Origin of the sequence: Pseudoalteromonas sp. SCSIO 43201, assembly GCF_023716725.1 — a bacterium.
Taxonomy (GTDB): Bacteria; Pseudomonadota; Gammaproteobacteria; order Enterobacterales; family Alteromonadaceae; genus Pseudoalteromonas; species Pseudoalteromonas peptidolytica.
In genome coordinates this window covers 134,299-158,080 of record NZ_CP072684.1, presented here as the reverse complement: position 1 = coordinate 158,080, position 23,782 = coordinate 134,299, and the positions used below count along the sequence as shown (strand labels likewise).

The 23,782-nt window shown below is 42.7% G+C and carries 22 protein-coding genes; 14 read left to right on the top strand and 8 right to left on the bottom strand.

From position 1 onward, the window contains the following. The first annotated feature begins 86 nt into the window (after positions 1-86). From J8Z24_RS17530 to J8Z24_RS17505, 6 genes are all read left to right on the top strand, one after another. Complete coding sequence (locus tag J8Z24_RS17530; protein WP_176033345.1) at positions 87-1,916, top strand: M28 family metallopeptidase; 1,830 nt, start codon at positions 87-89, stop codon at positions 1,914-1,916. Positions 1,917-2,188: 272 nt separating this feature from the next. Then, positions 2,189-3,910 (top strand): sensor histidine kinase, encoded by a 1,722-nt coding sequence (locus J8Z24_RS17525; protein ID WP_176033346.1) that lies wholly within the window; start codon positions 2,189-2,191, stop codon positions 3,908-3,910. Beyond that, positions 3,903-5,255 carry a sigma-54-dependent transcriptional regulator gene (locus J8Z24_RS17520; RefSeq protein ID WP_125253453.1) on the top strand — a complete coding sequence of 451 codons (1,353 nt, stop codon included), beginning with the start codon at positions 3,903-3,905 and terminating at the stop codon, positions 5,253-5,255. The genes J8Z24_RS17525 and J8Z24_RS17520 overlap by 8 nt, the downstream gene beginning before the upstream one ends. A 530-nt stretch (positions 5,256-5,785) precedes the next feature. Beyond that, on the top strand, positions 5,786-6,730 hold the full coding sequence (locus tag J8Z24_RS17515) for a porin (protein WP_147391200.1): 945 nt from the start codon (positions 5,786-5,788) through the stop codon (positions 6,728-6,730). 12 nt (positions 6,731-6,742) lie between these two features. Next, a complete protein-coding gene (locus J8Z24_RS17510; protein ID WP_176033347.1) occupies positions 6,743-8,191 on the top strand; it encodes an SLC13 family permease in 1,449 nt (482 codons plus the stop codon). A 420-nt stretch (positions 8,192-8,611) separates the two neighbouring features. Next, the gene (locus J8Z24_RS17505; protein ID WP_147391019.1) at positions 8,612-10,012 is read left to right on the top strand and encodes an aldehyde dehydrogenase family protein; all 1,401 of its coding nucleotides are present in this window, start codon (positions 8,612-8,614) and stop codon (positions 10,010-10,012) included. 94 nt (positions 10,013-10,106) lie between these two features. Here the strand turns inward: J8Z24_RS17505 and J8Z24_RS17500 are convergent, their stop codons facing one another. Next, positions 10,107-10,832, bottom strand: a complete 726-nt coding sequence (locus J8Z24_RS17500; RefSeq protein ID WP_147391025.1) for a tetratricopeptide repeat protein — start codon at positions 10,830-10,832, stop codon at positions 10,107-10,109. A 137-nt stretch (positions 10,833-10,969) separates the two neighbouring features. Here J8Z24_RS17500 and J8Z24_RS17495 point away from each other — a divergent pair, with 137 nt between their 5' ends. After that, positions 10,970-11,755 (top strand): DUF6279 family lipoprotein, encoded by a 786-nt coding sequence (locus J8Z24_RS17495; protein WP_176033348.1) that lies wholly within the window; start codon positions 10,970-10,972, stop codon positions 11,753-11,755. 4 nt (positions 11,756-11,759) lie between these two features. On the opposite strand, the gene J8Z24_RS17490 is transcribed toward J8Z24_RS17495, so the two are convergent. From J8Z24_RS17490 to J8Z24_RS17480, 3 genes are read right to left on the bottom strand one after another with little or no spacing between them, the layout of a single operon-like run. Continuing rightward, a complete protein-coding gene (locus J8Z24_RS17490) occupies positions 11,760-12,401 on the bottom strand; it encodes a flavin reductase family protein (protein WP_125253458.1) in 642 nt (213 codons plus the stop codon). A gap of 7 nt (positions 12,402-12,408) precedes the next feature. Continuing rightward, entirely contained in the window at positions 12,409-13,134 is a 726-nt protein-coding gene (locus tag J8Z24_RS17485; protein ID WP_147391021.1) for an SDR family NAD(P)-dependent oxidoreductase, read from the bottom strand. Then, positions 13,124-13,516, bottom strand: a complete 393-nt coding sequence (locus J8Z24_RS17480) for a thiol-disulfide oxidoreductase DCC family protein (protein ID WP_252095855.1) — start codon at positions 13,514-13,516, stop codon at positions 13,124-13,126. The genes J8Z24_RS17485 and J8Z24_RS17480 overlap by 11 nt, the downstream gene beginning before the upstream one ends. Positions 13,517-13,641: 125 nt before the next feature. On the opposite strand from J8Z24_RS17480, the gene ppc reads away from it, so the two are divergent. The 3 genes from ppc to cdd all read left to right on the top strand — a co-directional run bounded on the left by ppc (position 13,642) and on the right by cdd (position 17,771). After that, the gene (gene ppc / locus J8Z24_RS17475; RefSeq protein WP_252095854.1) at positions 13,642-16,275 is read left to right on the top strand and encodes a phosphoenolpyruvate carboxylase; all 2,634 of its coding nucleotides are present in this window, start codon (positions 13,642-13,644) and stop codon (positions 16,273-16,275) included. A 217-nt stretch (positions 16,276-16,492) separates the two neighbouring features. Continuing rightward, on the top strand, positions 16,493-16,861 hold the full coding sequence (locus tag J8Z24_RS17470; RefSeq protein WP_125253462.1) for a hypothetical protein: 369 nt from the start codon (positions 16,493-16,495) through the stop codon (positions 16,859-16,861). A 43-nt stretch (positions 16,862-16,904) separates the two neighbouring features. Then, entirely contained in the window at positions 16,905-17,771 is an 867-nt protein-coding gene (gene cdd / locus J8Z24_RS17465) for a cytidine deaminase (protein ID WP_147391024.1), read from the top strand. Positions 17,772-17,857: 86 nt separating this feature from the next. Here cdd and udp read toward each other — a convergent pair whose 3' ends face one another. Further along, entirely contained in the window at positions 17,858-18,622 is a 765-nt protein-coding gene (udp, locus tag J8Z24_RS17460) for a uridine phosphorylase (RefSeq protein WP_125253464.1), read from the bottom strand. A gap of 169 nt (positions 18,623-18,791) precedes the next feature. On the opposite strand from udp, the gene J8Z24_RS17455 reads away from it, so the two are divergent. From J8Z24_RS17455 to J8Z24_RS17445, 3 genes are all read left to right on the top strand, one after another. Continuing rightward, positions 18,792-19,571 (top strand): DUF2189 domain-containing protein, encoded by a 780-nt coding sequence (locus J8Z24_RS17455; protein ID WP_125253465.1) that lies wholly within the window; start codon positions 18,792-18,794, stop codon positions 19,569-19,571. A 297-nt stretch (positions 19,572-19,868) separates the two neighbouring features. Then, on the top strand, positions 19,869-20,981 hold the full coding sequence (locus J8Z24_RS17450) for an arginase family protein (RefSeq protein WP_125253466.1): 1,113 nt from the start codon (positions 19,869-19,871) through the stop codon (positions 20,979-20,981). Positions 20,982-21,354: 373 nt separating this feature from the next. Then, the gene (locus J8Z24_RS17445; RefSeq protein WP_176033352.1) at positions 21,355-22,065 is read left to right on the top strand and encodes a substrate-binding periplasmic protein; all 711 of its coding nucleotides are present in this window, start codon (positions 21,355-21,357) and stop codon (positions 22,063-22,065) included. Between the two features lie 172 nt (positions 22,066-22,237). Here the strand turns inward: J8Z24_RS17445 and J8Z24_RS17440 are convergent, their stop codons facing one another. Together J8Z24_RS17440 and J8Z24_RS17435 are read right to left on the bottom strand one after the other, a co-directional pair. After that, positions 22,238-22,480: a VF530 family protein gene (locus J8Z24_RS17440; RefSeq protein ID WP_252095853.1), complete on the bottom strand. Its 243-nt coding sequence runs from the start codon at positions 22,478-22,480 to the stop codon at positions 22,238-22,240. Positions 22,481-22,513: 33 nt separating this feature from the next. Further along, positions 22,514-22,795, bottom strand: coding sequence for a DUF1496 domain-containing protein (locus J8Z24_RS17435; RefSeq protein WP_252095852.1), 282 nt, complete (start codon positions 22,793-22,795; stop codon positions 22,514-22,516). A 60-nt stretch (positions 22,796-22,855) separates the two neighbouring features. Here J8Z24_RS17435 and J8Z24_RS17430 point away from each other — a divergent pair, with 60 nt between their 5' ends. Next, complete coding sequence (locus J8Z24_RS17430; protein ID WP_125253470.1) at positions 22,856-23,086, top strand: TIGR02647 family protein; 231 nt, start codon at positions 22,856-22,858, stop codon at positions 23,084-23,086. Positions 23,087-23,155: 69 nt separating this feature from the next. Here the strand turns inward: J8Z24_RS17430 and maiA are convergent, their stop codons facing one another. Continuing rightward, on the bottom strand, positions 23,156-23,782 hold the full coding sequence (maiA, locus tag J8Z24_RS17425; RefSeq protein ID WP_176033376.1) for a maleylacetoacetate isomerase: 627 nt from the start codon (positions 23,780-23,782) through the stop codon (positions 23,156-23,158).

The window sequence follows — 23,782 nt, the reverse complement described above, 5'->3', positions numbered from 1 at the left end:
AACCATGATATTTCTCATTTGAACACGCTGATTTATATTGATGTATTTGGATAAAGATTAGGTTCAAGTGAGCAGAGGATACAACAATGAATGTTACCACCCCATTACTAATGAGTATGGCTTGCCTAAGTTGTGTAGCCATAGCATCTGAGGAAATATGGATCACCATGGATGCGGATTCAAGCCAACATTTTCAGGTGCATAACTCAATAAGAGGCAACCACTTTGAACAACTTTCGATAGCCAATAGCGACATTAAAGCGCTCAAAGTCCCAGAACATTATCACAGCGAGCTAAGTGCATTTATGCATGATGAATATCACCGCTGTGGTGGATTTGTAGCTCATGATTCTCTTGAAAGTGCGCAAAGCTACTTAGCGCAACTTGAAACCATAGATCCAGCGGCAACGTTGGTCAATTACAGCATTGATAACCCCGAGCGAGTCAATAGTCTGCTATCTAAGGTCAATACTGCTAATTTAAGTGCCACGGTTAGCTCACTGACTAGTTTTTATAATCGTTATTACACCTCACAATCAGGGATTGATGCTGCGCAGTGGGTAAAACAAAATTGGTCTGACATTGCGGCCAGTCGCTCAGATATTACAGTTGAATACTTCTCTCACAGCTGGGCACAGTCATCTGTAATTGTCACCATCGCTGGGAGTGAGCTTAGCGACGAAATTGTGGTGATTGGTGGACACCTTGATTCTATCAATCAGTCCAATAGTAGCGGCTTGGCACCCGGTGCTGACGATAATGCGTCAGGGATCGCGGTATTAACACAAGCGCTTAAAGCAATTGTTGCTGATGGATATAAACCACAACGTACTATTCAAATTATGGGTTTTGCCGCAGAGGAAGTGGGTTTACGTGGCTCCAAAGCGATTGCTCAGGCTTACAGTTCACAAGGTAAAAATGTAGTAGGGATGGCGCAGTTTGATATGACAGGCAGAAATGGTAGCAGTGCAGACATCGTGATGATGACAGACTATACCAATAGCGCTCAAAATCAGTTTCTAGGTCAGTTGATAGAAACCTATTTACCCAACCTAACTTATGCTTACGACCAATGTGGCTATGGCTGCTCTGATCACGCATCTTGGTATCAGCAGGGTTTTCCAGCTTCAATGCCATTCGAGTCTAGAATGTCAGATATTAATAGAAAAATTCATACAACAAACGACACTGAATTTGATGCAACTCATGCGCAAAAATTTGCCAAATTGGCGTTGGCGTTTGTTGCTGAAATCGGTAAGAATGCAGGAGACCCACCTCCTCCTTTACCTGATAATAAACTCGAAAATGGTGTTGCGAAAACGGGCATTTCAGGCAATGCGAAGAGCCAACAGTTTTTTATCATGGAGGTGGCAGAGGGGGCATCTAACTTAAGTTTTAGCACTTCAGGCGGCTCAGGTGATGCTGATCTTTACGTCCGATTTGATGCAAAGCCAACATTAGAAACGTATGACTGCAAAAGTACTAATTCTACTAGTAACGAGCAATGTGATATAACAACGGCACAGGCCGGTACTTACCATATAATGGTGGAGGCGTGGAACGCTATTTCAGGCGTCAGTCTGCTAGGCAAATATGATACCTCCAGTGGAAACCCTCCTATTGACAAGACCGTAGAAAACATAGCAGTTGCCAGTGGCCAGTGGCAATACTTTACCCAAGCGTTGGGTGCTGGATATCAAACGTTAACAATCAGTACTTCTGGCGGAACCGGTGATGCTGATCTTTATGTTAATTTCGGTACACAACCCGATACTGGTACATATCAATGCCGACCATACAAAAACGGCAACAATGAACAGTGTACTATTTCAACGCCACAAGCCGGTACTTGGCATATCGGTTTGCAAGGGTACCAAGCTGCGAATAATGTCACACTGAGTATCAGCGCTAACTGACGCCAGCTCGCAGTATCAAAAAAGTAGCTGATAACGATAAAAATACATTGATGTATCAGTGCGAGGAGAAAATCAGTCACTAAATAGGTTTAAATTTGCTATTTAGAACAACTAAGTAGTAAAGCTTTTACCAGCTTAAAAGGAACCAACTGCGGTGTTAGTGACAAGGTTTTCTCGCCTTAGCATAGGCCATTTAATTAATGGGTATAAAGATGTGATTTTATTGACATGTGGCTTCTGTTAGACTCATCGAGTCTGCTCAGGAGTCACATGTGTCGCATAAGTTCTCAATTAAGATATTAATTTACTTTTTACTATTATTGTGTGGGCTTTGGATAAGCTATTTTTTTAATGTCAAGCAGGATGAAGAGCGAATACTCAGCCAGACTAAAAGTAATTTGGAAAAGCTCAAGGGGTACGTTCAAGCTGAGTTTAGCCGTTACCAGGCGATACAATCTCAATTGAGTCAAAGTCCTTTGGTAAAGCTTGGCCTTCAGCCAAAAAGCGATGACAATGACAACGAACTCGATCGTTACCTTCAAGATATACAAATCTCCAGTGGTGCATCAGACATCTATTTACTAGACCTTAGCGGCACAGTGATCGCCAGCAGCAACTGGGACAAACTACATAGCTACAAGGGAAGCAATTTTGCTTTTCGTCCTTATTTCTACCAAACCATCAAAGGCGATGCCAATGTATCGTTTGCTCTGGGATTGAGATCTAAGACACGAGGCTTTTACTTTGCTAACCCTGTGTATGAGGACAGTTTGCTGTTAGGTGTAGTGGTCATGAAAGTGAATGCCAGTAAATTTGAGTCAGACAAAGCTCAACTAGATACCGGCACCAATAGCCACTTCTTAATCGCAGACAGTAATAATATTGTACTTGCATCGAATGTAGAGCAGTGGCGTCTGGGAACATTATTGGCATTATCGTCAACTCAACGTGAGCGAATCACTGTTGCAAGACAGTTTGAGAATGAGCCTCTAAAGCCTATTGGCTGGCGCGAATTGTCTGACAACCGAGCGTGGAGTGCGACGCACCTAGGGGAAGTGTTAGTGCAACAACAAGTACTCTTGCCGCAATACACGCTTTATTTGTTATACGAGGTGGCAGCAATTAAGTCAGCGCAGTGGGGACGGCTTGGGATCACAGCACTTATCCTGATAATTATATTCGCTGTCGCTGAGTATACATTGAGTAAGCTTACAGGCTATCGACAACTACTATACAGTCAGCGCACGTTGGAAGCTGAAGTTGCATATCGTCGGCAGGAGTTAGAGCATGCGCAAGATGCGTTGATCCGGGCGGCAAAACTTGCCACCATAGGGCAGTTGAGTGCGAGTATCAACCATGAGATAAACCAACCTCTTAGCGCCATGAGTGCGTATGTTGCAAGTGCCAAACGTCTTGCACTAAAAGGCGAGGTGCAGCCTGTTGTCGAAAACATGGTGTTGATTCAATCATTGATCACCAGAGTGCACAAAATTGTTGCGCAATTAAAGTCTTTTAGTCAGCATCATGATAATAAAATGCTGACGACTAGCCTCAAGCATTCAGTAGATAACGCTCTGGTGATAGTTGGCCCAGAGCTAAAGCGCACAGGTGTTGAAGTGCAATGCGAAGGCTTAGCGTGCAATATCTGGGTAGACCCATTTAAATTTGAACAAGTGTTGGTCAATATCATTAGTAACGCCTGTCAAGCACTGACTGAGCAGCATCAAAAGCGTATAAAAATATGTGCCCAAGCCCATGAAAGTAAAGTACAGCTGTCTATTATTGATAATGGCGAGGGAATTAAGCAACATGCTTTATCGACTATATTTGAGCCGTTTTTTACTACTAAAAGTGGTAACGGGTTAGGACTTGGATTGTCTATTTCAAAACAAATTATCGAGTCGTTTCAGGGTCAATTGAGTGCCCACAATCACCCCCAAGGTGGTGCAGAATTTTTAATTAGTTTATATATGAAGAACCCGCAGCATGACTGAAAACAAGACGTTGTTAATTATTGATGATGAACCAAGTATCCTCGATGCGCTCAAGCAGCTATTCGAAATTGAAGGATATGAAGTCCATTGTTATACCAATGCCGCTCCTGCCTTAAAAAAACTCTCGCGCCAATTTCAGGGGGTGGTGCTGTGCGACATTAATATGCCTGAAATGAATGGCATCGAGTTTTTGGAGCAATTAACTCAATTTGATTCTGAGCTACCGGTGGTGTTTCTCACAGGATATGCTGATGTAGAGGTCGCGGTTAAGGCTATTCAGAAGGGCGCTTATGACTTTTTTGAAAAGCCAGTGTCTGAACCTCTTTTAGACTGTATAGAGCGGGCGCTTGATAAGCGCCGCTTGGTGATGGAAAACCGCGCTCTTAAAGCTCAAGTGAAGAAGAAATCAGCCCCAGGTGTTAGGATCCTCGGTGAGACAAAGCAAATGCAACAAATGCTGCATTTACTTGATGCAATTATTGATACGCCAGCAGATGTATTAATCGAGGGTGAAACTGGCACAGGAAAAGAGCTGGTTGCACGTTATTTACACGACCACAGTGAGCGTTCTAAGCATAACTTTGTGGCCATAAACTGTGGTGCAATTCCAGAAGAACTTATAGAGAGTGAATTATTTGGAGCTAAAAGCGGTGCATATACTGGAGCAAAGGAGTCACGCGAGGGAAAGTTCTCTTTTGCTCAAGGAGGTACTTTATTTTTAGATGAGATTGAAGCAATGTCAGCTGCGCTGCAAGTTAAGCTGTTGCGAGTGCTTGAAGAGCGCAGTGTAACGCCAGTGGGTAGCAACATTTCTATCGCGCTTGATATTAGAGTGGTTGCCGCAACCAAAGTAGAGTTGCATGAACTTGTCGAGCAAGGTAAGTTCCGATCAGATCTGTACTACCGACTGAATCTTGTAAAAGTGAAGATCCCACCGCTGCGCTCGAGGAAAGCAGATATTCCTTTACTTTATAAGCATTTTAGCTCAATAGCAGCCACGCGGTTTCACAAGCCAATGCAACCGATAAGTCCAGAGCTTGAATCGCAACTATTGGCTCAGCCTTGGCCGGGTAACGTCAGGGAGCTACGCAATCATGCTGAACGACATATCTTGCTTGGTGGAGCGATGAGTGACAGCAGCATCAACCCAACTTGGTCTGAAGACACGCTAAGCTTGGCTGAAAAAGTCAGTTATTATGAGCAGTCTCTGATTGAGGAAGCCTTGGCTCAAAGCCAAGGCAGCATCAAAGAAGCCATGAGTTTGCTACAAATCCCAAGAAAAACACTTTACGACAAGATGAATAAATATGGCTTAAATCGCACTATGTTTGCTGGTGGGGATTAGCTTTTACGTGTAGCCACTCCCTCTTGATGTAAACTAAGGGCAGATTTAAACCACTGCTCAGTTAACCACTTCACACTACGCTCAATACATTCATAGTAATTAGGGGTCGTTGGCCTTTGCTGTTTGATTTTTGTTCCTCTGCATGTGTTTTGAACGCAACGCTCGACTTATCGCCTAATAATCCTAGCAAACGTTGAGTAACAATGAACAAAACGCATTCAGATGAACCCGAATGGCTGCGCTTGATTGGCATTTTATTGTGTTGCCCGACAAGGATATGGGGTAAGGTGACTTTGCAAAAATGGAGGAGACCCATATATGAACTTCGGATAATTAAAAGGTCTGTGAGCTTGCACGAGTGTGGGTGAAGTTAGTGACAAACATAAAGGTTGCGTGTGTGGAAAACCGCACACTATGTATCAATTAGTTGTAGTGAATTTTTATATCTTCATGATTCTAAATTAAAAAATAATGCTGGTCTCAGAATTGCGTTACACCGAGTGACAACAATCAAAAAAATGAGATAAGCAATGACAGCAAGTAAATTTATCGTGGCTGTGTTAGCCACATCAGCGACCGCCAGTGTGATGGCAGCAGACTATCGTATTTACGGCAAAGCAGAAGTCCAAATCGCAAATACGGATAAAGGGGTCATGCGATACACTAAAGCTGGGACGCAAATTGATGCACCGTTTTCAAGAATTGGGGTAAAGGGCGAGCATACGTTAGCAAGTGACCTAAAACTTGTTTATAAATATGAAGTGCAGGTAAAGGGCTTTGAACATGACGACACAACAGAGCCATTTTCTGCTAGAAACACCTATCTTGGCCTTGCTGGACAATTTGGCACTGTGCTAATTGGTCGCAATGATACTCGCTTTAAGTTTAGTGAAGGTAAAGTTGATCAGTTTAATGAAACACAAAGTGATATCGCCCAAGTCCTTGCTGGACAAGATAGAGTTGGAGACTCAATTACATACACTTCGCCAAATTGGAATAATATGTCGTTCTCTCTCACTTATACTCCAAAAGATGATGCGAGTAATGAACAAGCAGGGTTTGCTGCGACAGCAATTTATGGCGATCGAGCATTAAAAAATAAACAGTATTATATAGCGCTCAGTCATACAGACAGTATCGGCAACTTGCTAGCTACGCGCATTGCTCTGGCTTACAAGTGGCAAAAGTTACAACTTGGTGCCATTATCCAAGACAGTGAAAATCTGGCAAAAGATAAATCAGGCAAGGGCTATGTGGTGAGTGCCAGTTATCAGCTAAGCGATCATTGGCGTCCTAAATTACAGTTTGCCCGAGACACCAGCGGATTACGCCATAACGAAGATGCAACGCAATGGAGTTTGGGAACAGACTATCTCTTTGATAAGCAAACTAACTTGTATGCAATGGCAACACGGCTCGACCTTGATACAGAAGATGATACGAGTATAGCGCTTGGATTGAAGTACAGATTTTAAAGGGATCCGATCATGACAGTTGAAAGTACAAAAAACAAAAGGTCGCAATTATTCTTGTGGTTAGGTCCTATCGTTATGTTGATAGCGTGTTTAACCGAGCCACCAGCAGGTATGTCCATTGAAGCGTGGCGAACCGCGGGGCTAACATTTTGGTTAGCGTCGTGGTGGATAACGGAAGCTGTCCCTATCCCTGCGGCTTCTTTGTTGCCTTTAGTGGTTTCTCCCTTGGCCGGAATAACTTCAATGAAAAGTGCTGCAGCTCCTTTTGCACACCCTTTAATTTACTTGTTCTTGGGCGGTTTTCTTATCTCTATCGCGATGGAAAAGTGGGGGCTACACAAGCGTATTGCACTCAACACCATGTTAGTCGCGGGCAGCAAACCTAGCACTCAAATTTTGGCGATGATGGCCGTCACAGCTTTTTTATCCATGTGGATGTCTAACACAGCAACGGCAGTGATGATGTTACCAATTGCGCTCTCTGTTATTCACCTAGTGAGAGAGCAAGGTGGTGACAGTCAAAGCTTTGCTAAAGCGTTACTTTTATCTATTGCTTATGGTGCCAGTATCGGTGGAATTGCAACGCTCATTGGCACACCGCCAAACGCTCTAATGGCAGCATATTTGTCGGATAGCTATCAAATAGAAATTGGTTTTGCCACATGGATGATGATAGGTGTGCCGCTATCAATCGTGATGTTAGCATTTGCTTGGTTTTGGCTAACAAAAGTGACTTATAAGGTAGACCAAGAAGCGGTAAGTATTGATACCAAGTCTCTATTTACCAGTCAGCTAGCAGCGCTAGGTAACATGTCTAGGGCTGAAAAAGGTGTATTTGCCATATTTGTGCTTGCAGCGCTTAGTTGGGTTTTTAGGCCGCTTATTGGTGATTTTACTGGTTTAAAACTATCTGACACTGGTATCGCAATTGCAGCTGCATTACTGCTTTTTGTGTTACCGGCAAAATCAAATAGTGATGAGCGCCTACTTGATTGGGAAAGCGCAGCAAAAGTACCTTGGGGAATCTTATTGCTTTTTGGTGGTGGACTGTCATTGGCTGCGCAAATTAAGTCATCAGGCCTTGCTAACTACATTGCTAACCTGTTGGCTGGCGCGGATGCAATAGGGCTGGTACTGAGCGTGTTAGTGGTTGCGGCGTTGATCACGTTTTTAACGGAAATTACCAGTAATACTGCGACAGCGGCCGGGTTTTTACCTTTGCTTGGTCCCGTCGCAGAGTCGATAACAGGCTCGCCCTTAGTTTGGGTGGTGCCCGCTGCTATTGCTGCAAGCTGCGCATTTATGATGCCTGTAGCAACTCCACCAAATGCCATCGTATTTGGGTCAGGGCAGATAAGAATAAAAGATATGATCCGAGCTGGGTTCGTGTTGAACTTGGTGGCGATATGTTTAATTACGTTTGTAACCTTGACTTTAGCGAGCGCCATACTAGGGTTTTAAAGTTGCCATTCTCCACAGGCTGTGTCCATCGAAGGGCAACTCGGTCATACGCAGCCTGTCTCAACGAGTATAAAACCAATCTTCTAACCCATTTTTTCTAGTTAACCCACCGTTTACTGTTGAATCGCTCTTAGGGGTTATCCAAAATGTTATACCAATTATCTTAATTAAGTGGTTTATTTTGAGGCTAGAAAATCTTGCCCATAACCCCGCTACCGCTTTCTGCTATAGCCAAGGTACCTAGCTCCGTGTAGGCAAGGCAAAAATTTTGCTATTTAGTTGTTCTAAATAAGGATTTTCTAACGCTGCTCACGTCAGACTTACTCCTTCAAATTGAGCAAGTATTAAGTCTAATTGGTATTAATAGACCCTAGGTTTGTTCCTTGCTATATTCGAGTCGAGTGATAGTAGGATCTTACAATGATTGAAGACAATACCAGCAATTTAATTGCCACCTTCACACAGCTAAAAAGTCAGTTTAATCAAGAGCCTTACCCGGCTATTGAGAAGCGATTGCGTTTACTGCGTGATGTGAAAAGCAGAATGTTAAAACTTCAAGAGCAGTTTGTTGCTGCCGCAGACAAAGACTTTGGCAAAAGAAGTCGGTTTGACACACTTATTGCTGATATTATGCCGTGTGTTAATGCAATTGACTACATAAGTAAACACCTGCCCCGCTGGAGTAGAAGCAAGCGTCGATTTGCAGGTATACAGTGGCTACCCAGTCGCGCTGGTATTGATATTGTGCCCAAGGGAGTAATAGGGGTGATAGCGCCATGGAATTACCCGATCCAGCTTGCGATAGTTCCTGTTATCACAGCACTCGCTGCTGGCAATAAAGCAATGCTTAAACTCAGTGAGTTTACGCCAGCAGTCAATAAAGTGATCCGTACATTATTTGATGGGCTAGATAATGAGGTCAGTGTGATTGAGGGAGGCCCTGATATTGCCGCTATGTTCACTGAACAGCCATTTGATCACTTGCTTTTTACTGGATCAACTGAGGTCGGCAAAAAAGTAATGGCAGCAGCAGCGAAAAATCTGACTCCGGTGACCTTAGAACTCGGTGGAAAATCCCCTGTCATTGTCTTGGATGATGCCGATATTGATACAGCTGCAATGAGTATCTTAATGGGGAAACTGTCTAATTCCGGACAGATCTGCGTCGCACCTGATTATGTGCTGGTTCATCATGAACAGTTTGATGCACTGGTTGCAGCATTAAAGCGCCACTATAAGAAATCCTATCAGCCCAAAGTTGGCCTCAAAAATCAAACAGCCATCATTAATGAAAGGCAGTTTCAGCGCTTAAACACCATCATTAGCGATGCTAAAAACAAGGGGGCTAATGTATGGCAGGCAGAGCCGTCTCAAGATAACCGGCAATTACCACTACATATTGTCACTGAGGTCGACAAGTCTATGCGGGTGCTGCAAGAAGAGTTGTTTGGGCCCATTTTACCGATTTTAAAGGTAGCCAACCTACAAGGTGCGATTGCATATATCAGAGAAGATACAACCCCGCTTGCAAGCTACCTATTTACGCAGTCATCAGATGCGATTAATAAGGCCTCTAGGGAGTTAGCTGCGGGTGCGCTTGCTATTAATGAAACGATTATTCACGTTGCAGTAGAGTCATTACCATTTGGTGGGTTAGGGCATTCTGGAATGGGGCAGTACCATGGCGAAGAAGGGTTTTATACTTTTAGTCACAAGAAGTCGGTGTTGCACTCTAAAAACACCAAATGGCGCAATAAGATGCTGCTCGGTCATTCTAAGTTGTTAACCAAGCCCTTAGAGTGGTTATATTTGCGAAAATAATAATAAATATGGGGCGCTGAAATGCGCAGACCGCTTAGTAGCGATGCACTGGCCTAGCTTCCTAAAGCCAGTTCACCGCTACAACTGTGCTAAATTACTTAGTTCTTGTTTCAGCTACATATTTACCGGCTTGAATACGCTCGTAAATACTATTGGCAAGCTCCGTTGCTTGCTCTATTTGTGAAGGTGAAAGCTGTTTCTCATCAAGGAGGCGACTTTTTGTTGCTTCTGCATAACCATTGAACTCTGCTAAGGTGTTCCAAACATAGGAGCGCTCAATACTCTTTTCAACACCTAACCCCTGGAAGTACATCAAAGCTAAATTGAACATGGCTAAGGTATAGTTGTTTGCTGCAGCTTTTTCGTACCAGTTTAGAGCCTGACGGTAGCTTTGCGTTACGCCATCTCCGTTAGCATACATAAGTGCAACGTTAAATTGTGCTGCGGGCATGTTTTTGTTTGCCGCTCGTTTCATTAATTCAACGTACTTTGAACGATCTTTTTTTACACCGCGACCTTCGTCATACATCACTGCCAGAGCAAACATTGCATCTGCTTCCCCAAGTTTTACGGCTTGTTGAAATAACTCAGCAGCTTTGCGCTGGTTTTTGATAACGCCATAGCCACCTTCATACATTACACCTAATTGATAAATACCTGGGGCATAATTCATTTCTGCTAAATAGTTGAATTCTTGTAGCGCCTCTTCAAATCTGCCGGCATTAAGCGCATCAATACCTTCCTCTAATCCTGCGTTTGCAAATGGCGCTTGGCTAAGTAATGCCAACATGACACATGCCTTGGAAATTTTGCCTAACATCATAGATCTCCTTTAGGTAGCTATGCTTATTGTATTGTTTGTTATTCTAATCCCAGAAACAAGGATTTACAAAATTCAAATCTAAAATGCGATTGCTTACGTTAATATAAAATAATAAAAAAGAGCAGGGTAGTGGAATGAAAAAGGGCGTGCTATTGATTTTCTGTGTCACCATTTTGGTTGGTTGTAGCCAACGTTTGGCGTACAACAACCTTGGGTGGCTTGCGAGCTATTATATATCGGACTTTGTGGATCTCACCGATCAACAAGAAGACCAACTAGAGTCTGATGTTGAAGCCTTGGTCAATTGGCATAGACAATCAGAATTACCCAAATATCAGTCTCAAGTTCAATCACTTATCAACAATTGGCAGGAGATGACAGAAGCGGATGTAGTGGCACTGTTCGATACCACACGTCACTACTGGTATTCTGTTGTCACTCAAGTGTTTCCAAAGTTAGTGCATCATTTAAACACGTTAAATCGGCAACAAAAGGAGATGCTCATCACTAACTTGGAGGCTCAGTTGCTAAAGGATGAGTGGCAAGACGGAGATCAGTATCGCCGATATGAGCGTTGGCTTGGTAAGCTGAATAACGCTCAAAGAGCGATAATAAATGAGCATTACCAGCAAGGAGAATTTGCACGGCAAGTGTGGCGTGCTCATCAACAGCGCCGCTTCAACCAATTCAAGCAAGCGCTAATGCTCAGTAATGACGAGCACCTATCTACGGACTTATTTCAAAAAGCGATTGTTACTGAACCACAGCAGCTGCCTGCACGCATCGTTGAAATACAAAATAGAAGAATAGCTGCGACCGCATCTTTAGCAATACGGCTAAGAGCGACAATGAGCGATAAACAAGAGGCGCATTTTGAGGAAGAGCTCCGCGATTTGCTGGAGCTATTAAAGAGTTTGTAACGCCTTAACCTAATTTTTTAATGCGCGTCGGCTGGTGTGCTTTGGCATACTCAAGTCTATTTAAGCGTTTGGTTGTGTGATAACCGTCTAAGCTTGAAATTGCAACGCTCTCTAGTGCTTCTATATCAACATAGCCGTCTGGCTGTAGCGCAATTTCATCGACATGCAAAGCGGTTATCTCTCCTATGACCAACTCGGTATCATTGAGTTTTATGCGTTGGTGATCTCGTAGTTCGAGTGCGTACTTTAGACGGCTTTCTCCTACGAAGGGAGCAGAGAAACCGTTTAAATATTCAGCAGTAAGCCCTGTGTGCTCGAATTCGGACTCTGTTTTATCATACCGTGCTGAGGTTTGATGAGCTGCGGTATAAATCTGTGCATTTACTTGGTTAATAGTATAAGTCTTGGTTTCTAATATGTTTTCAAGTGTATGCCTTGAAACACTATGGGGGCGAAATATAACCCCAACTAATGGCGGACACGCACCGAGGTGAAACACAGAGCTAACAATAGAGAGGTTTTCTTGTCCTGCACTATCCACTGTACCAATTAGGTTTGCGCTTTTAAAACCAGAGAGAGAGTTTACCAACAACGCACGGTAACGCTGTTCAAGTTTGTTAATGTCTTCGTTTGAAAAGTGTTTCATTATTTATCTACCAATCGATCGGTTTATTTTGCCAGTCTACATAACTTACGGTGCCATCAACTTTTTGTCTCGCAATAATATCGCTGAGTTGTGCTGCTACGAATGTGGGACTAAACAGCTTTTGACTAGGTACATTGGCTTGAAAAGGTTTAGATAGCGGAGTATCGGTTGTGCCCGGGTGAAACAGTACCAGCTTGATGTTTTTTGCTCGCCTTGCAAGTTCCACGGCAGCGGACTTAAACATCATGTTTAAGGCGGCTTTAGAGCTGCGATAGCTATACCAACCGCCAAGTTGATTGTCACTGATGCTACCAACTCGGGCGGATAATGCTGTTACCACGCATGAATGTTTACCTTTCAAGGTTGGGAGCAGGGCTTGCAACCACAACATAGGCAGCATTGTATTTATGTTAAACAGCATCATGCTGTAATCGAGGTCTATTTCCTCCAGCTTTTTTTCTGGTAGCTTGCCATCTTCTCTGTGTAGCACTCCGTTAAAGATAGTAACGCCTACAATAGTGAGGTTGAGCTCTTTTATAGATTTACCGACTTGAGAAATTTGACTTGGTGAATAATCGCATTGAAAGTGAGCCGCTATATTTTGGTCATGACCGCTAGGTTTTTTTGAGATGCTAATCACTTTTAGGTCAGGGTTGCGATTGGCCTGCTCGGTGATAAAAGCTTTGGCAATCTCTGAACTGGCGCCAATCACCACAATCGCCTTATCTGTCACTGTCACACTTCCCTTTTTGATTAATACCACATTGATTTGGCATCAGTAAATTCGATATTTTCATTCTATGGGCTGCAAAAAATAGATAAAATTTGTCCGCGATAAACTTTACGCCAGGCAGGCGAAGTAACCCTAGCCAGCGATGCTTGCCTACTGTCCTCCATACGCCTACCGTGACATCTAGCCCGAGAAGAAGCTGGCCTTGATTGTCATAAGCATGGAGTTTGGTCATAGCGGCTTGTTTGCTAATTTCGGGGAAGCCCTGCTCAAAGCGCAAGCTATGAATGTTTACTAGATCTAGTTTATTTGCCTTGTCTGCACTTTTTAACGCGTCCATTTCTTTCATACATAGTGGACAGTTACCATCATAAAATACAATCATTCCCAAACCGTATTAACGTGATTCTTTGTCATTTTTTTACGTTATTGTCTTGAAAATAGATCGTTCGCAATTAAAAAAATTCTCGGTATAGTGAAGTTCGAGTACCTTTTCATCAAGGAGATTGTATGACAGAGCAATACACAAGCCTACGCAGTAACGTAAGCCTTCTAGGCCAGATGTTAGGACAGATAATTCAACAAGCACAAGGGCAAGAGACGTTAGACAAAGTTGAAGAAATCAGGCATTTGGCAAAATCCTCCAGAAGTGGGAACGAGTCAGATAGGCTGGTATTAATCGAAACGTTACGCAGTTTAAGTGACGAGGCTTTATTGCCTGTTGCCCGTTCATTCAATCACTTTCTAAACCTTGCAAATGTTGCTGAGCAATTTCACACCATCTCAAAATCGGGGGCGCCAGACGGCGTGATGGGTGAAATAGACCGCACACTCGACGAGTTACAAAGCAAAGTAGAAGCAGGTGAGTTGACTTTAAATGAAGTCGCTGACGTGATCAGCAAACTTAAAATTGATTTAGTGTTAACAGCGCACCCGACAGAAGTGACTCGACGAACCATAATCAACAAACATGTGGAGCTAAGCGAGTGTTTAAAGCTGTTGGAAAACATTTCAGGTGAAGACCCTGTTTACGATGAAGTACTTGATCGCATTGAACAGTTAATTTCTCAGGCATGGCATACCAGTGATATTCGAGAGAAGCGACCGACACCTCTGGACGAGGCAAAGTGGGGTTTTGCGGTTATTGAGAATAGCCTGTGGGAGGCAGTACCGAAGTTTGTTCGCTATTTTAATACGCAAGTTAAAACACGATTAAATTTACAATTACCTGCACACTTTAGCCCAATTCAACTGACTTCTTGGATGGGAGGTGACAGAGACGGAAACCCATTTGTTACCTCGCATGTTACTCAGTCTGTACTAGATCATGGTCGTTGGATGGCATTGGATTTATACCGTCGAGACTTACAAACGCTTGGAGCTGAGCTGTCGATGCGTCACGCGTCAGCACCTTTTAGTGAACGTGCCAATGGTAATCACGAGCCTTATCGCTATGTGCTCAAACAGCTGCGGGCCGATGTAGAAGAAACTATTGCGGCGCTAGAGTATAAGATCAAAGGTATGCCTTCTCAGTACCAAGATAAAATAAAAGAAGTGGTTCAAATCAGAGAGCCACTTGAAGCCTGTTATCAGTCTTTGGTTGCCTGCCGCATGAGTAATATTGCTGATGGATTACTATTAGATGTATTGAGACGAATAGACTGTTTTGGTGTGTCCTTGTGTAAATTGGATATACGTCAAGACTCGGCAAGGCACACTGAAGTATTTTCTGAGCTCACGCGTTATCTCGGGTTGGGCGATTATGCGCAGTGGCAAGAGGAAGATAAACAGGCCTTTTTGCTTACAGAGCTGAGCTCTAGACGGCCGTTACTACCGCGTCACTGGCAACCGAGTGCAAATGTCCAAGAAGTAATAGAAACATTTGAAGTTATTGCCCAGCAAGATAGCAGTGCTTTGGGTATTTATATTATATCAATGGCACAAAGTGCATCTGACATACTCGCGGTGTACCTATTGTTACAAGAAAGCGGTTGCCAATTTGATTTACCTGTTGCCCCATTATTTGAAACCTTAGATGATTTAAATAACGCACAAACAGTCATTTCCGGTTTGTTTGATAACACCTGGTATAAAGGAACTATTGGCGCAAAACAGTATGTAATGATTGGCTACTCCGATTCAGCAAAAGATGCGGGTATGATGGCTGCTGGCTGGGCACAGTATGAGGCTATGGAGCAGCTGGTTACGTTGGCTGATACAAAAGGTATTGAACTGGTTTTATTCCACGGTCGGGGTGGTACGATTGGTCGCGGCGGTGCTCCAGCTGCTCAAGCGTTACGCTCACAACCACCAGGCTCGTTAAAAAGTGGATTACGAGTCACCGAGCAGGGTGAAATGATCCGCTTTAAATTCGGTTTACCGAAAGTGGCGATGCAAAGTCTCTCTATCTATACCTGTGCAATTCTTCAAAGTAACTTATTACCTCCTCCAAAACCCGAGCCTACTTGGGTTGAAGTAATGCGCACAATCAGTGAGGCCTCTTGTCATAAGTATCGACAAGTAGTTCGGGAAACGCTTGAGTTTGTTCCTTACTTTAGAATGGCTACGCCAGAGCAAGAACTATCTAAGTTACCGCTCGGTTCAAGGCCATCCAAGCGTAACCCACAAGGCGGGGTTGAAAGCTTAAGAGCGATACCGTGGATTTTCGCTTGGAGCCAAAACCGCCTGATGCTACCTGCATGGTTAGGCGCTAAGGAAGGGCTCGAGGCTGCAATTGAAGCCTTTGGCAAAGACACCTTGCAGCAAATGAGTGCTAAGTGGCCGTTTTTTAGAACACGCCTTGAGATGCTAGAGATGGTATTTTGTAAAGCAGATCTTTGGTTGAGCGAAATGTACGATACCAGTCTTGTCAGCGCTGAATATAAAGGGCTTGGTGATGAACTAAGAGAAAATTTACAACAAGCAATCGAGCTTATAAGAGGGCTTGCGCCTGAGTCTTCATTACTATCGCAGCAGCCTTGGATTAAAGAGTCAATAGCACTTAGAAACCCTTATACTGATCCGCTGAATCTATTGCAGGTGGAGCTTCTTAAACGTGTGAGAGAAGACACAAATCATGACCTAGAGCTCGCCTTAATGATAACGATGACGGGAATAGCTGCTGGAATGCGAAATACTGGTTGATGTGCCATGTGGGATAATTCATTCACACGGTAATTAACATTTGTATTGATCATATAAAAAAAACCAATCCCAATGGATTGGTTTTTTCATTTTGTTTAGTTTTTTAATCTTATATTTGTTGACAGTAATTCTCATTGAGCTATACAATGCGCGGCTGGTTCAACCAGTTATTATATTTGTTTTAGTCAAGAATAGTTTGGTGATAGGTTTTCGAAACATGCACAAAATTTCTACTAGCGTCACATTCGATGAGTGTCATGATTTAATCATGATGAAGGTCAGAGGTGTTGCTACTGCAAATGATGTTGTCAGCGCGTATGAAAAAGCTAATTTGTACGCTAAAAAGCATAATAGTAGTAAAGTCCTAGTAGATGTGAGCGAGCTAGAGCACCGTTTTGCGGCTATTGATATTGTCAATATTATGCCAAAAGTTGTACATCATATTGGTAATCTGCATATCGCACGAGTAGTGGGTTTTGAAGGCTACATGCACGACTTATTCTTACAAAAAGTAAAACGCTTTAATATCAGCGCCGAGAATTTTGAATGCTTTAAATCTGCAAGAGAATGGTTGAGTCGACTCTAACTCTTGCGTAAACTATCCTGCCATAGATAAACATGACAACAATATGGCAAAACAAGAACTATCTTTAAAAAACGCGTTGAAGCAAGATGCCATAGCTAAACGCGGAATATTCAGTTATGACCTTTTAACTACCTACAAAGCACGCTTTCAATTGTTGGAGTCTGAACTGGAAGCGGTGTTACTTGAAGTTGCAGCAGAATTTGCAACGCCTCCTATTTCACATTTTTATGTTGGTGCTATTGCTTGGGACGATAAGTCCGGCCAAGCGTTTTTAGGCGCCAACCTTGAATTTTCTCATCAAGCTCTCTCTTTGGTGGTACATGCTGAGCAAGCTGCAATCAACAATGCGTGGCTAAATGGGGCGGCAGAAATTTCAAGAATGACAATCAATGCTGCACCTTGTGGCTTTTGTCGTCAGTTCATGAATGAATTAAGCACAGCTAAAGAACTTGATATTTTATTGCCTTCGGGCAAAACAACGCTCAATGCGCTGCTGCCGACTTCATTTGGTCCAGACGACTTAGACAACCAAGAAAAACTGTTTGCACAGCATCCACACAGCGAAGCAGTTTTGGGTCTTCCTGCAACGATAAGTGACAAGTTGTATCAACACTATCTTGCTTCTTATTGCCCTTACACAAAAAATCGCAGTGCGGTGGAAATAACGTTAGCAACCGGAGAGCGCTTTTTTGGCCGATACGCTGAAAATGCAGCTTATAATCCAAGTTTGTCGCCGCTACAGAGCGCATTAAGTCAGTTGGCAATGTCAGGAAGAACGTTGTTGGACGCTGATGTGGAGTCAATTACACTTGTGGAAAAACGCGGCAAAGCGAACCAGCACGCGGTGAGTTTAGCTGTGCTCAGTGCCTATGACGCGCAAAATCTATTAAGGCATGTAGAGATTGAGTAACTACTCAATCTCTATAATTCTCGAGCCTTAGCAGCGAAGATCGGCTTGAACCTACTTATTACAGTTAAGATCAAGCAGAAGTAATTTTACTTGTGTTGATGTAAAAGGATGTCCGCCGCTTTTAGTACCGCAGTAACCGCTTTTTTCTCGACGTCATGGTGGTCGACATTAGGTATCTCTTGACGTGTTCTGTTCACGAGTACGCCTGCAAGGCAAGCTGCTTTTAACCCTAATGCTGCACACATAGTGAATAAGGTTGCAGACTCCATTTCGTAATTCATAACATTTAACTTTTGCCACTCAGCACACGAGCCTTGGTATGCCTTACGTACATATCCTGAGTAAGTGTCATAACGCTCTTGGCCTGGATAAAAAGTGTCGCTTGATGCTGTGATACCGACATGATGGGTAATACCTAGCGATTCACATGCTTGAACCATTGCTGAAGTTGCGCCAAAGTCGGACACCGCTGGAAATTCAATTGGTGCAAAATGTTGGCTAGCTCCATCTAAGCGCACAGAGGCAGTACTAACTAGGATATCCCCTTCATTGATGTGTGGCTGAATAGCGCCTGTTGTACCAATTCTTAGAAAAGTGGTGATACCAAGTTGGGCTAGCTCTTCAACAGCGATGGAAGTTGATGGACCACCAATACCTGTTGAGCAAATTACTACTGGACTTTCATTTAAAAAGCCAAGGTAGATATGAAATTCGCGAGTTTGTGCTAAGCACACCGGAGAGTCTAAATATTCAGAGATACGCTTTGAACGTTCTGGATCACCCGGAACAATTGCGAGTGAGGCGCCTTTTAGGTCGGCTTTGGTAAGACCTAAGTGAAATACCTTTTCCATAGTAAACCTTAGTGATTAGTAAAGCGTAATGTTTATAGTTAATGCCTTTCAAGTACAGGACAGATGTCCTGTTTGGGTGCGGCGATTCTTAAATTATAGCTTGTTCTAGCTTGCGGGATTGTCAATGTTCCACTAAACCTAAACATGAGAGCAACTACGAGGAATGGTTATGCCTGCTACACATTCTATAGATAAAAATCACCAGTTTGCGCGTTGCTTTGAGTGCAATAAAGTACCTGCGATGGCGCCGTTTCATTGGCTTGCACTAGCGTGCAAAGATTTGGCTAATGCCCCTTTACTTAGTTTACTATACGGACTGATCTTTACCTTAATTCCAGCTACCATCATGTGGCTTGTGTATCAATCTGGCACCCATTTGGTGATCCTGCCTGCAGCTGTTGCCTTTGCATTAATTGGCCCTGCTTTTGCCGCGGGGTTGTATGATGTTGCATGGGAATTAGAGAAAGGTCACAAGCCAACTTTGATACATAGCCTGAAGTCTATGTTTAGAAACCCCGCAGGAGAGTGGGGGTTTGCAGTGCTATTAATGGTTATCATGATCGTGTGGATGCGCCTTGCAGCACTAATTCACGCTCTGTATCCAAACGTACCCAACCCCACATTTGAGCAACTCTCAGCATTTTTAGCCTTGGGCTCTATTGTGGGAGGGATCTTACTGGTATGTGTGTTTGCAATTTCGGCATTTACCCCACAAATCATGATGGAGCGTCGCGTCGATATTATGACAGCAGTGATAAGCTCTATGCATGCCGTGAAAGAGAATTTCGGCGCTATGGTTGTGTGGTGTGGAATTTTGGTATTCCTCGTTATGGTCGGGTTTGCTACTGGAACTGCTGGCTTTATCGTGATTATGCCACTGCTTGCATACGCCAGTTGGCATGGGTATATCGCTGTTATTAAAACCAAAGTACCGCGTCATTACGAATAACTAAACATCCTCTATGAATAATCAACCAGAGTGTATTGCTTGCATCAATACGCTTTGGTTGACTTCCCAATTTAAGCTGTTATACGTTCACCAACTTATATCTAACGCGCAGATTCAAGCTAACGAAAAACGAGTATGATAATTTGCTAAGTGCATGATTATTATTAAGTTAACTTGTTTTCTGGCAATGTTTCTGAGATTTGGGCTGATCTTGAAGGCAACTCTTACACGAATATCGTGAATAAGTTGGCTGGAATTTTCCGAATCGCATGATTATTCACAAAAAAGGGGATAGCGATGTCTGATAGTAAACAACAATTCCACAAAAAACTGGAGCACTGTTTATGTCCACCGGGGGATGGTGTTTTCACCGTAAACACTGCAAAAGAGAGAAAGGATGCGTTGAGACAAAAGCTATATGGGCAAACTGAAGGTATTGACACCCTGTGGAAAGCATCTTTGAATAGCCTTACTGATAGTGAAAAAAAAGCAGCCATTTTGGGAATTAGTTCAGATTGTGGTGGCGGTATTTTACGCGGAGCGAATTGGGGACCTCTATTTTTACGTTCCACACTAATAGAGCAACAGCCGCACACAAGTGCTTTTGATCTTGGTGATGTAAGAGTTATTCCGCATCTGCTTCATGATAAGTACCTAAATGAGAGTACGATCAGTAATTGTCAAAAAGCGCTCTATGCAGACCCTGAGAGCGAATATTACGTGTCACCTTTATCCATTACAGAAGATGTCTGTGATGGTTTTTACGAGAATTACCCTGATAAAGGTATCTTTGGTATAGGTGGCGACCATTCGATTAGCTATCCGCTTACCAAATCGTACCTGAAAGCAAAACGTGCTCGCGGTATAAAAACAGCAATTATTCATTTTGACGCGCATACGGATTTACTGGTTGAGCGCTTAGGTATTGATTTATGCTTCGGTTCTTGGTGTACACATATTTTGGAGTTTCTGCCTGCACCTTCTCACCTCGTGCAATTTGGGATCCGCTCAAGTGGTAAGCCTAAATCGCATTGGGAGTCGACATTTGGTGTGAAACAACACTGGGCGCATGAAATTAGAGAACGAGGAGCGCAAGCAATCGTTGACGAAGTTATCGCACAGTTAAAAGCTGATGGTGTTGAAGAGCTGTATGTTAGTTTCGATATTGACGCGTTAGATGAAGCATTTGCTTCAGCGACAGGGACACCTGAAGCTGGAGGCATGACGCCAGAAGAAGCGATGTTGATTTTAAGCGCATTGCATGAAGAGTTTAAGATAACTGGTGCAGATATGATGGAAATCGCGCCGTTCACCGACAGTTCTTTAGCCGGTCAATCAAGCTCAGAAACGACACTAAGAGAAGGTGCCAAGTTAAGCGCATTTTTAATCGATGCGATTAACAACAGCTAAAAAACCTTGCTTATGTCAGTGGTGGGTGATCTAGTTTTTACCCACCATATCTCCAGTTAAAAAACTAATACCAATTTTCTTAATTAAGTGGTCTATTTTGAGGCGAGAAAATCTTGTCGATAACTCCGCTACCGCGTCCTGCTATCGCTAAGGTACCTACATCCATATAAGCAAGACAGAAATTTTGCTATTTATATGTTCTAAATAATAAATTTTTAACGCTGTTAGCGTCAGATTTACTCCTTCAAATTGAGCAAGTATTAAGTCAAATTGGTATAACGTCTGCTCTTCTCCCAAAACTTTCCTTTTGTGTTAAAAATTGCTCAACTCCCAAGTTAAGACTATATTATTCAAGTTACTACGGGAGAGTTTCATGAAGGGTATACTTTGGTTTTGTATGGGCACACTAGTAATTAGTTTCTGTGCTGGCGCGTTTACCTTGAATATCGTGACTGAGAATTTTCCGGATTTTCAATATCAGAATGAAAAAGGAGAATTGATAGGGCGAGCGGCCGATAAGGTGAAAACGGTGCTTGACGATGCAGGGATAAAATACACCATTAACGTACTCACTTGGCCAGCAGCTTACAATGCCGCTTTAAGAAAAGATGATACTTGTGTCTTTTCAACTGCTCGAAACAACGTAAGAGAAAATGAGTTTGAATGGGTGTTTCCTATTGATGCCTTTACGACCTCTTTTTATGGGCTTCGCGAAAATGAAATTGAATTAGAGTCTTTAGAGGATGCCAAACGTTATCGCACGGCGGTAATAAGAGATAACTTTAGCCACCAGTTTTTAATGGAACATGGTTTTATAGAAGGAAAGCAACTGTTAATCATCAACTCTTTTGATAAAGTGTTTGAGTTGCTTAATACAAGAAAAGACTTTGTTGATTTGGTGGTATTGAGTGATGCTCAGTTTAGGTTTCGAAGAACACAAGAGCAAACGGCTTATTTATTGGAACCGGTGTATACTTTGGATGACTTCAGTACATCATTATATTTCGCGTGTAACAAAAATGTGCCCAAATACATTCTTAATAAAATACATGAAACCTATCAATCTCATTATTCAGTGCATTAGCTCAAACACCTCAAAAGCTTCAAAACAGGTAGCGATTATGATGCTAAGAATGGGCAAAAATAGGGCTTGGTAACAAGACTTTTTAACCTGGATAGGCTGTTTGTTCGAGCTCACCAGTATAGAGCGATGAGCTCGATTTTAAATTTGAAAATAGAAGGGGAGGTAAGCCGGACTATTTTTTTATCTCAGGCCATTGAAAACCATGAAAGGTGTCAAGGTATAGCTGTTCTACTTTTGCTCGAGCCCAAGGCGTTCGTCGTAAAAATTTTAAACTGGATTTAACGCTCGGGTTATCCTTAAAACAGTTTATGTCCACAGCGGTTGACATGGCTTTCCAGCCAAGCTGTTGCTCTAGTTTAATAATTATTTCTTCTAGCTTGACCCCATGTAGTGGGTTGTTTGCTTGGGTACTCATTAATTGCTTCTATATTGACTACTGTAATTGTTGTTAGTTTACCTGAATTTTCTTGATAATTTCAGGCCTTATTGGTTTACCTGATGTATCTGCTTTAATCCAAATAAGCTGACCATTGTCTTCGTTGTGTTTTTTGGAAGCACATACAAAGAGCATATCGAATTGCTGCAACAGTGCGCCTTCGCTATATGACTGTCCTTGGTACCAACATACTCGTTTGGGTAACTCGCCATAAAGTCTTAACTCTTGGGGGCTTAGTGCCAAAACACTGGGTGAGATCAAAGTTGCTGTTATTAAACCTATTAAAAACTTCATCAAATTTAAAATTTTGAACTAGAGTGTAAAAAGAATATAGAAGAATAAGGAAAAATGACAATGGCATTAGATCAAAAATTATTGGATGAGCTAACCTTACTTGCCAGGTTTCCTAGGCATAGCTTACATCAGGGGATTAAAATTCACAGTAATGCACCAGAAGGGATCCAGGGCGCTGCGATGCGTCTATTTGAAAAAGGGGTTATTGATAGCCCCGATGGAGGGTATTTAACCGATTTGGGCCATGACCTTATCGGCCATTTTGATCACGTTTATAGCGCGCTGAAATAAAAAGGTTTGATTTACGGGGTGATATGCCCAGCATATAACCCCATACAACAGATCTATCTCGTAATTAAGTTACTGTGCATCTAATTGATTTTCAGGCGCGGCATCAGAAAACGCGCTTAGCGTATTGCAATGCTCATATACTCGAGCGATCTTAGGAAATGCAGTCATATCCACTTTAAAACGCAGTGCATTAAATACTTGTGGCACTAAACAAACGTCGGCTAGTGTAGGCTCTGTACCAAAGCAAAATTGACCATCACCAATCATAGGTTCTAGCTTTTTAAAGCCCTCGATAACCCAATGACGATACCATTCGTTTTTCTGGTCGTCAGATGCGCCTAGCTCGTTTGATAAGTATTTAAGTACACGTAAATTATCAATAGGGTGGATATCACAAGCAATGGCATAGCAAAAATTTCTTACTTGTGCTTTTTGCCATGGATCTTGTGGTAACAAAGCTTGGCCGCTTTGCGTTTCTTCCAACCACTCCAGTATTGCTAAAGATTGCGCAAGGACGCCGTGCTCTGTTTCTAAAGCAGGAAGTAAGCCTTGACCATTTTTACTTAAATATGCCTCTGCGCTTTGCTCAGATTTAAGCAAGTTTACAGGCACTAACTCATGGCTCAAACCCTTTAAGTTTAAAGCAATACGCACACGGTAGGCGGCTGAGGAACGAAAATAAGTATATAGTTTCAA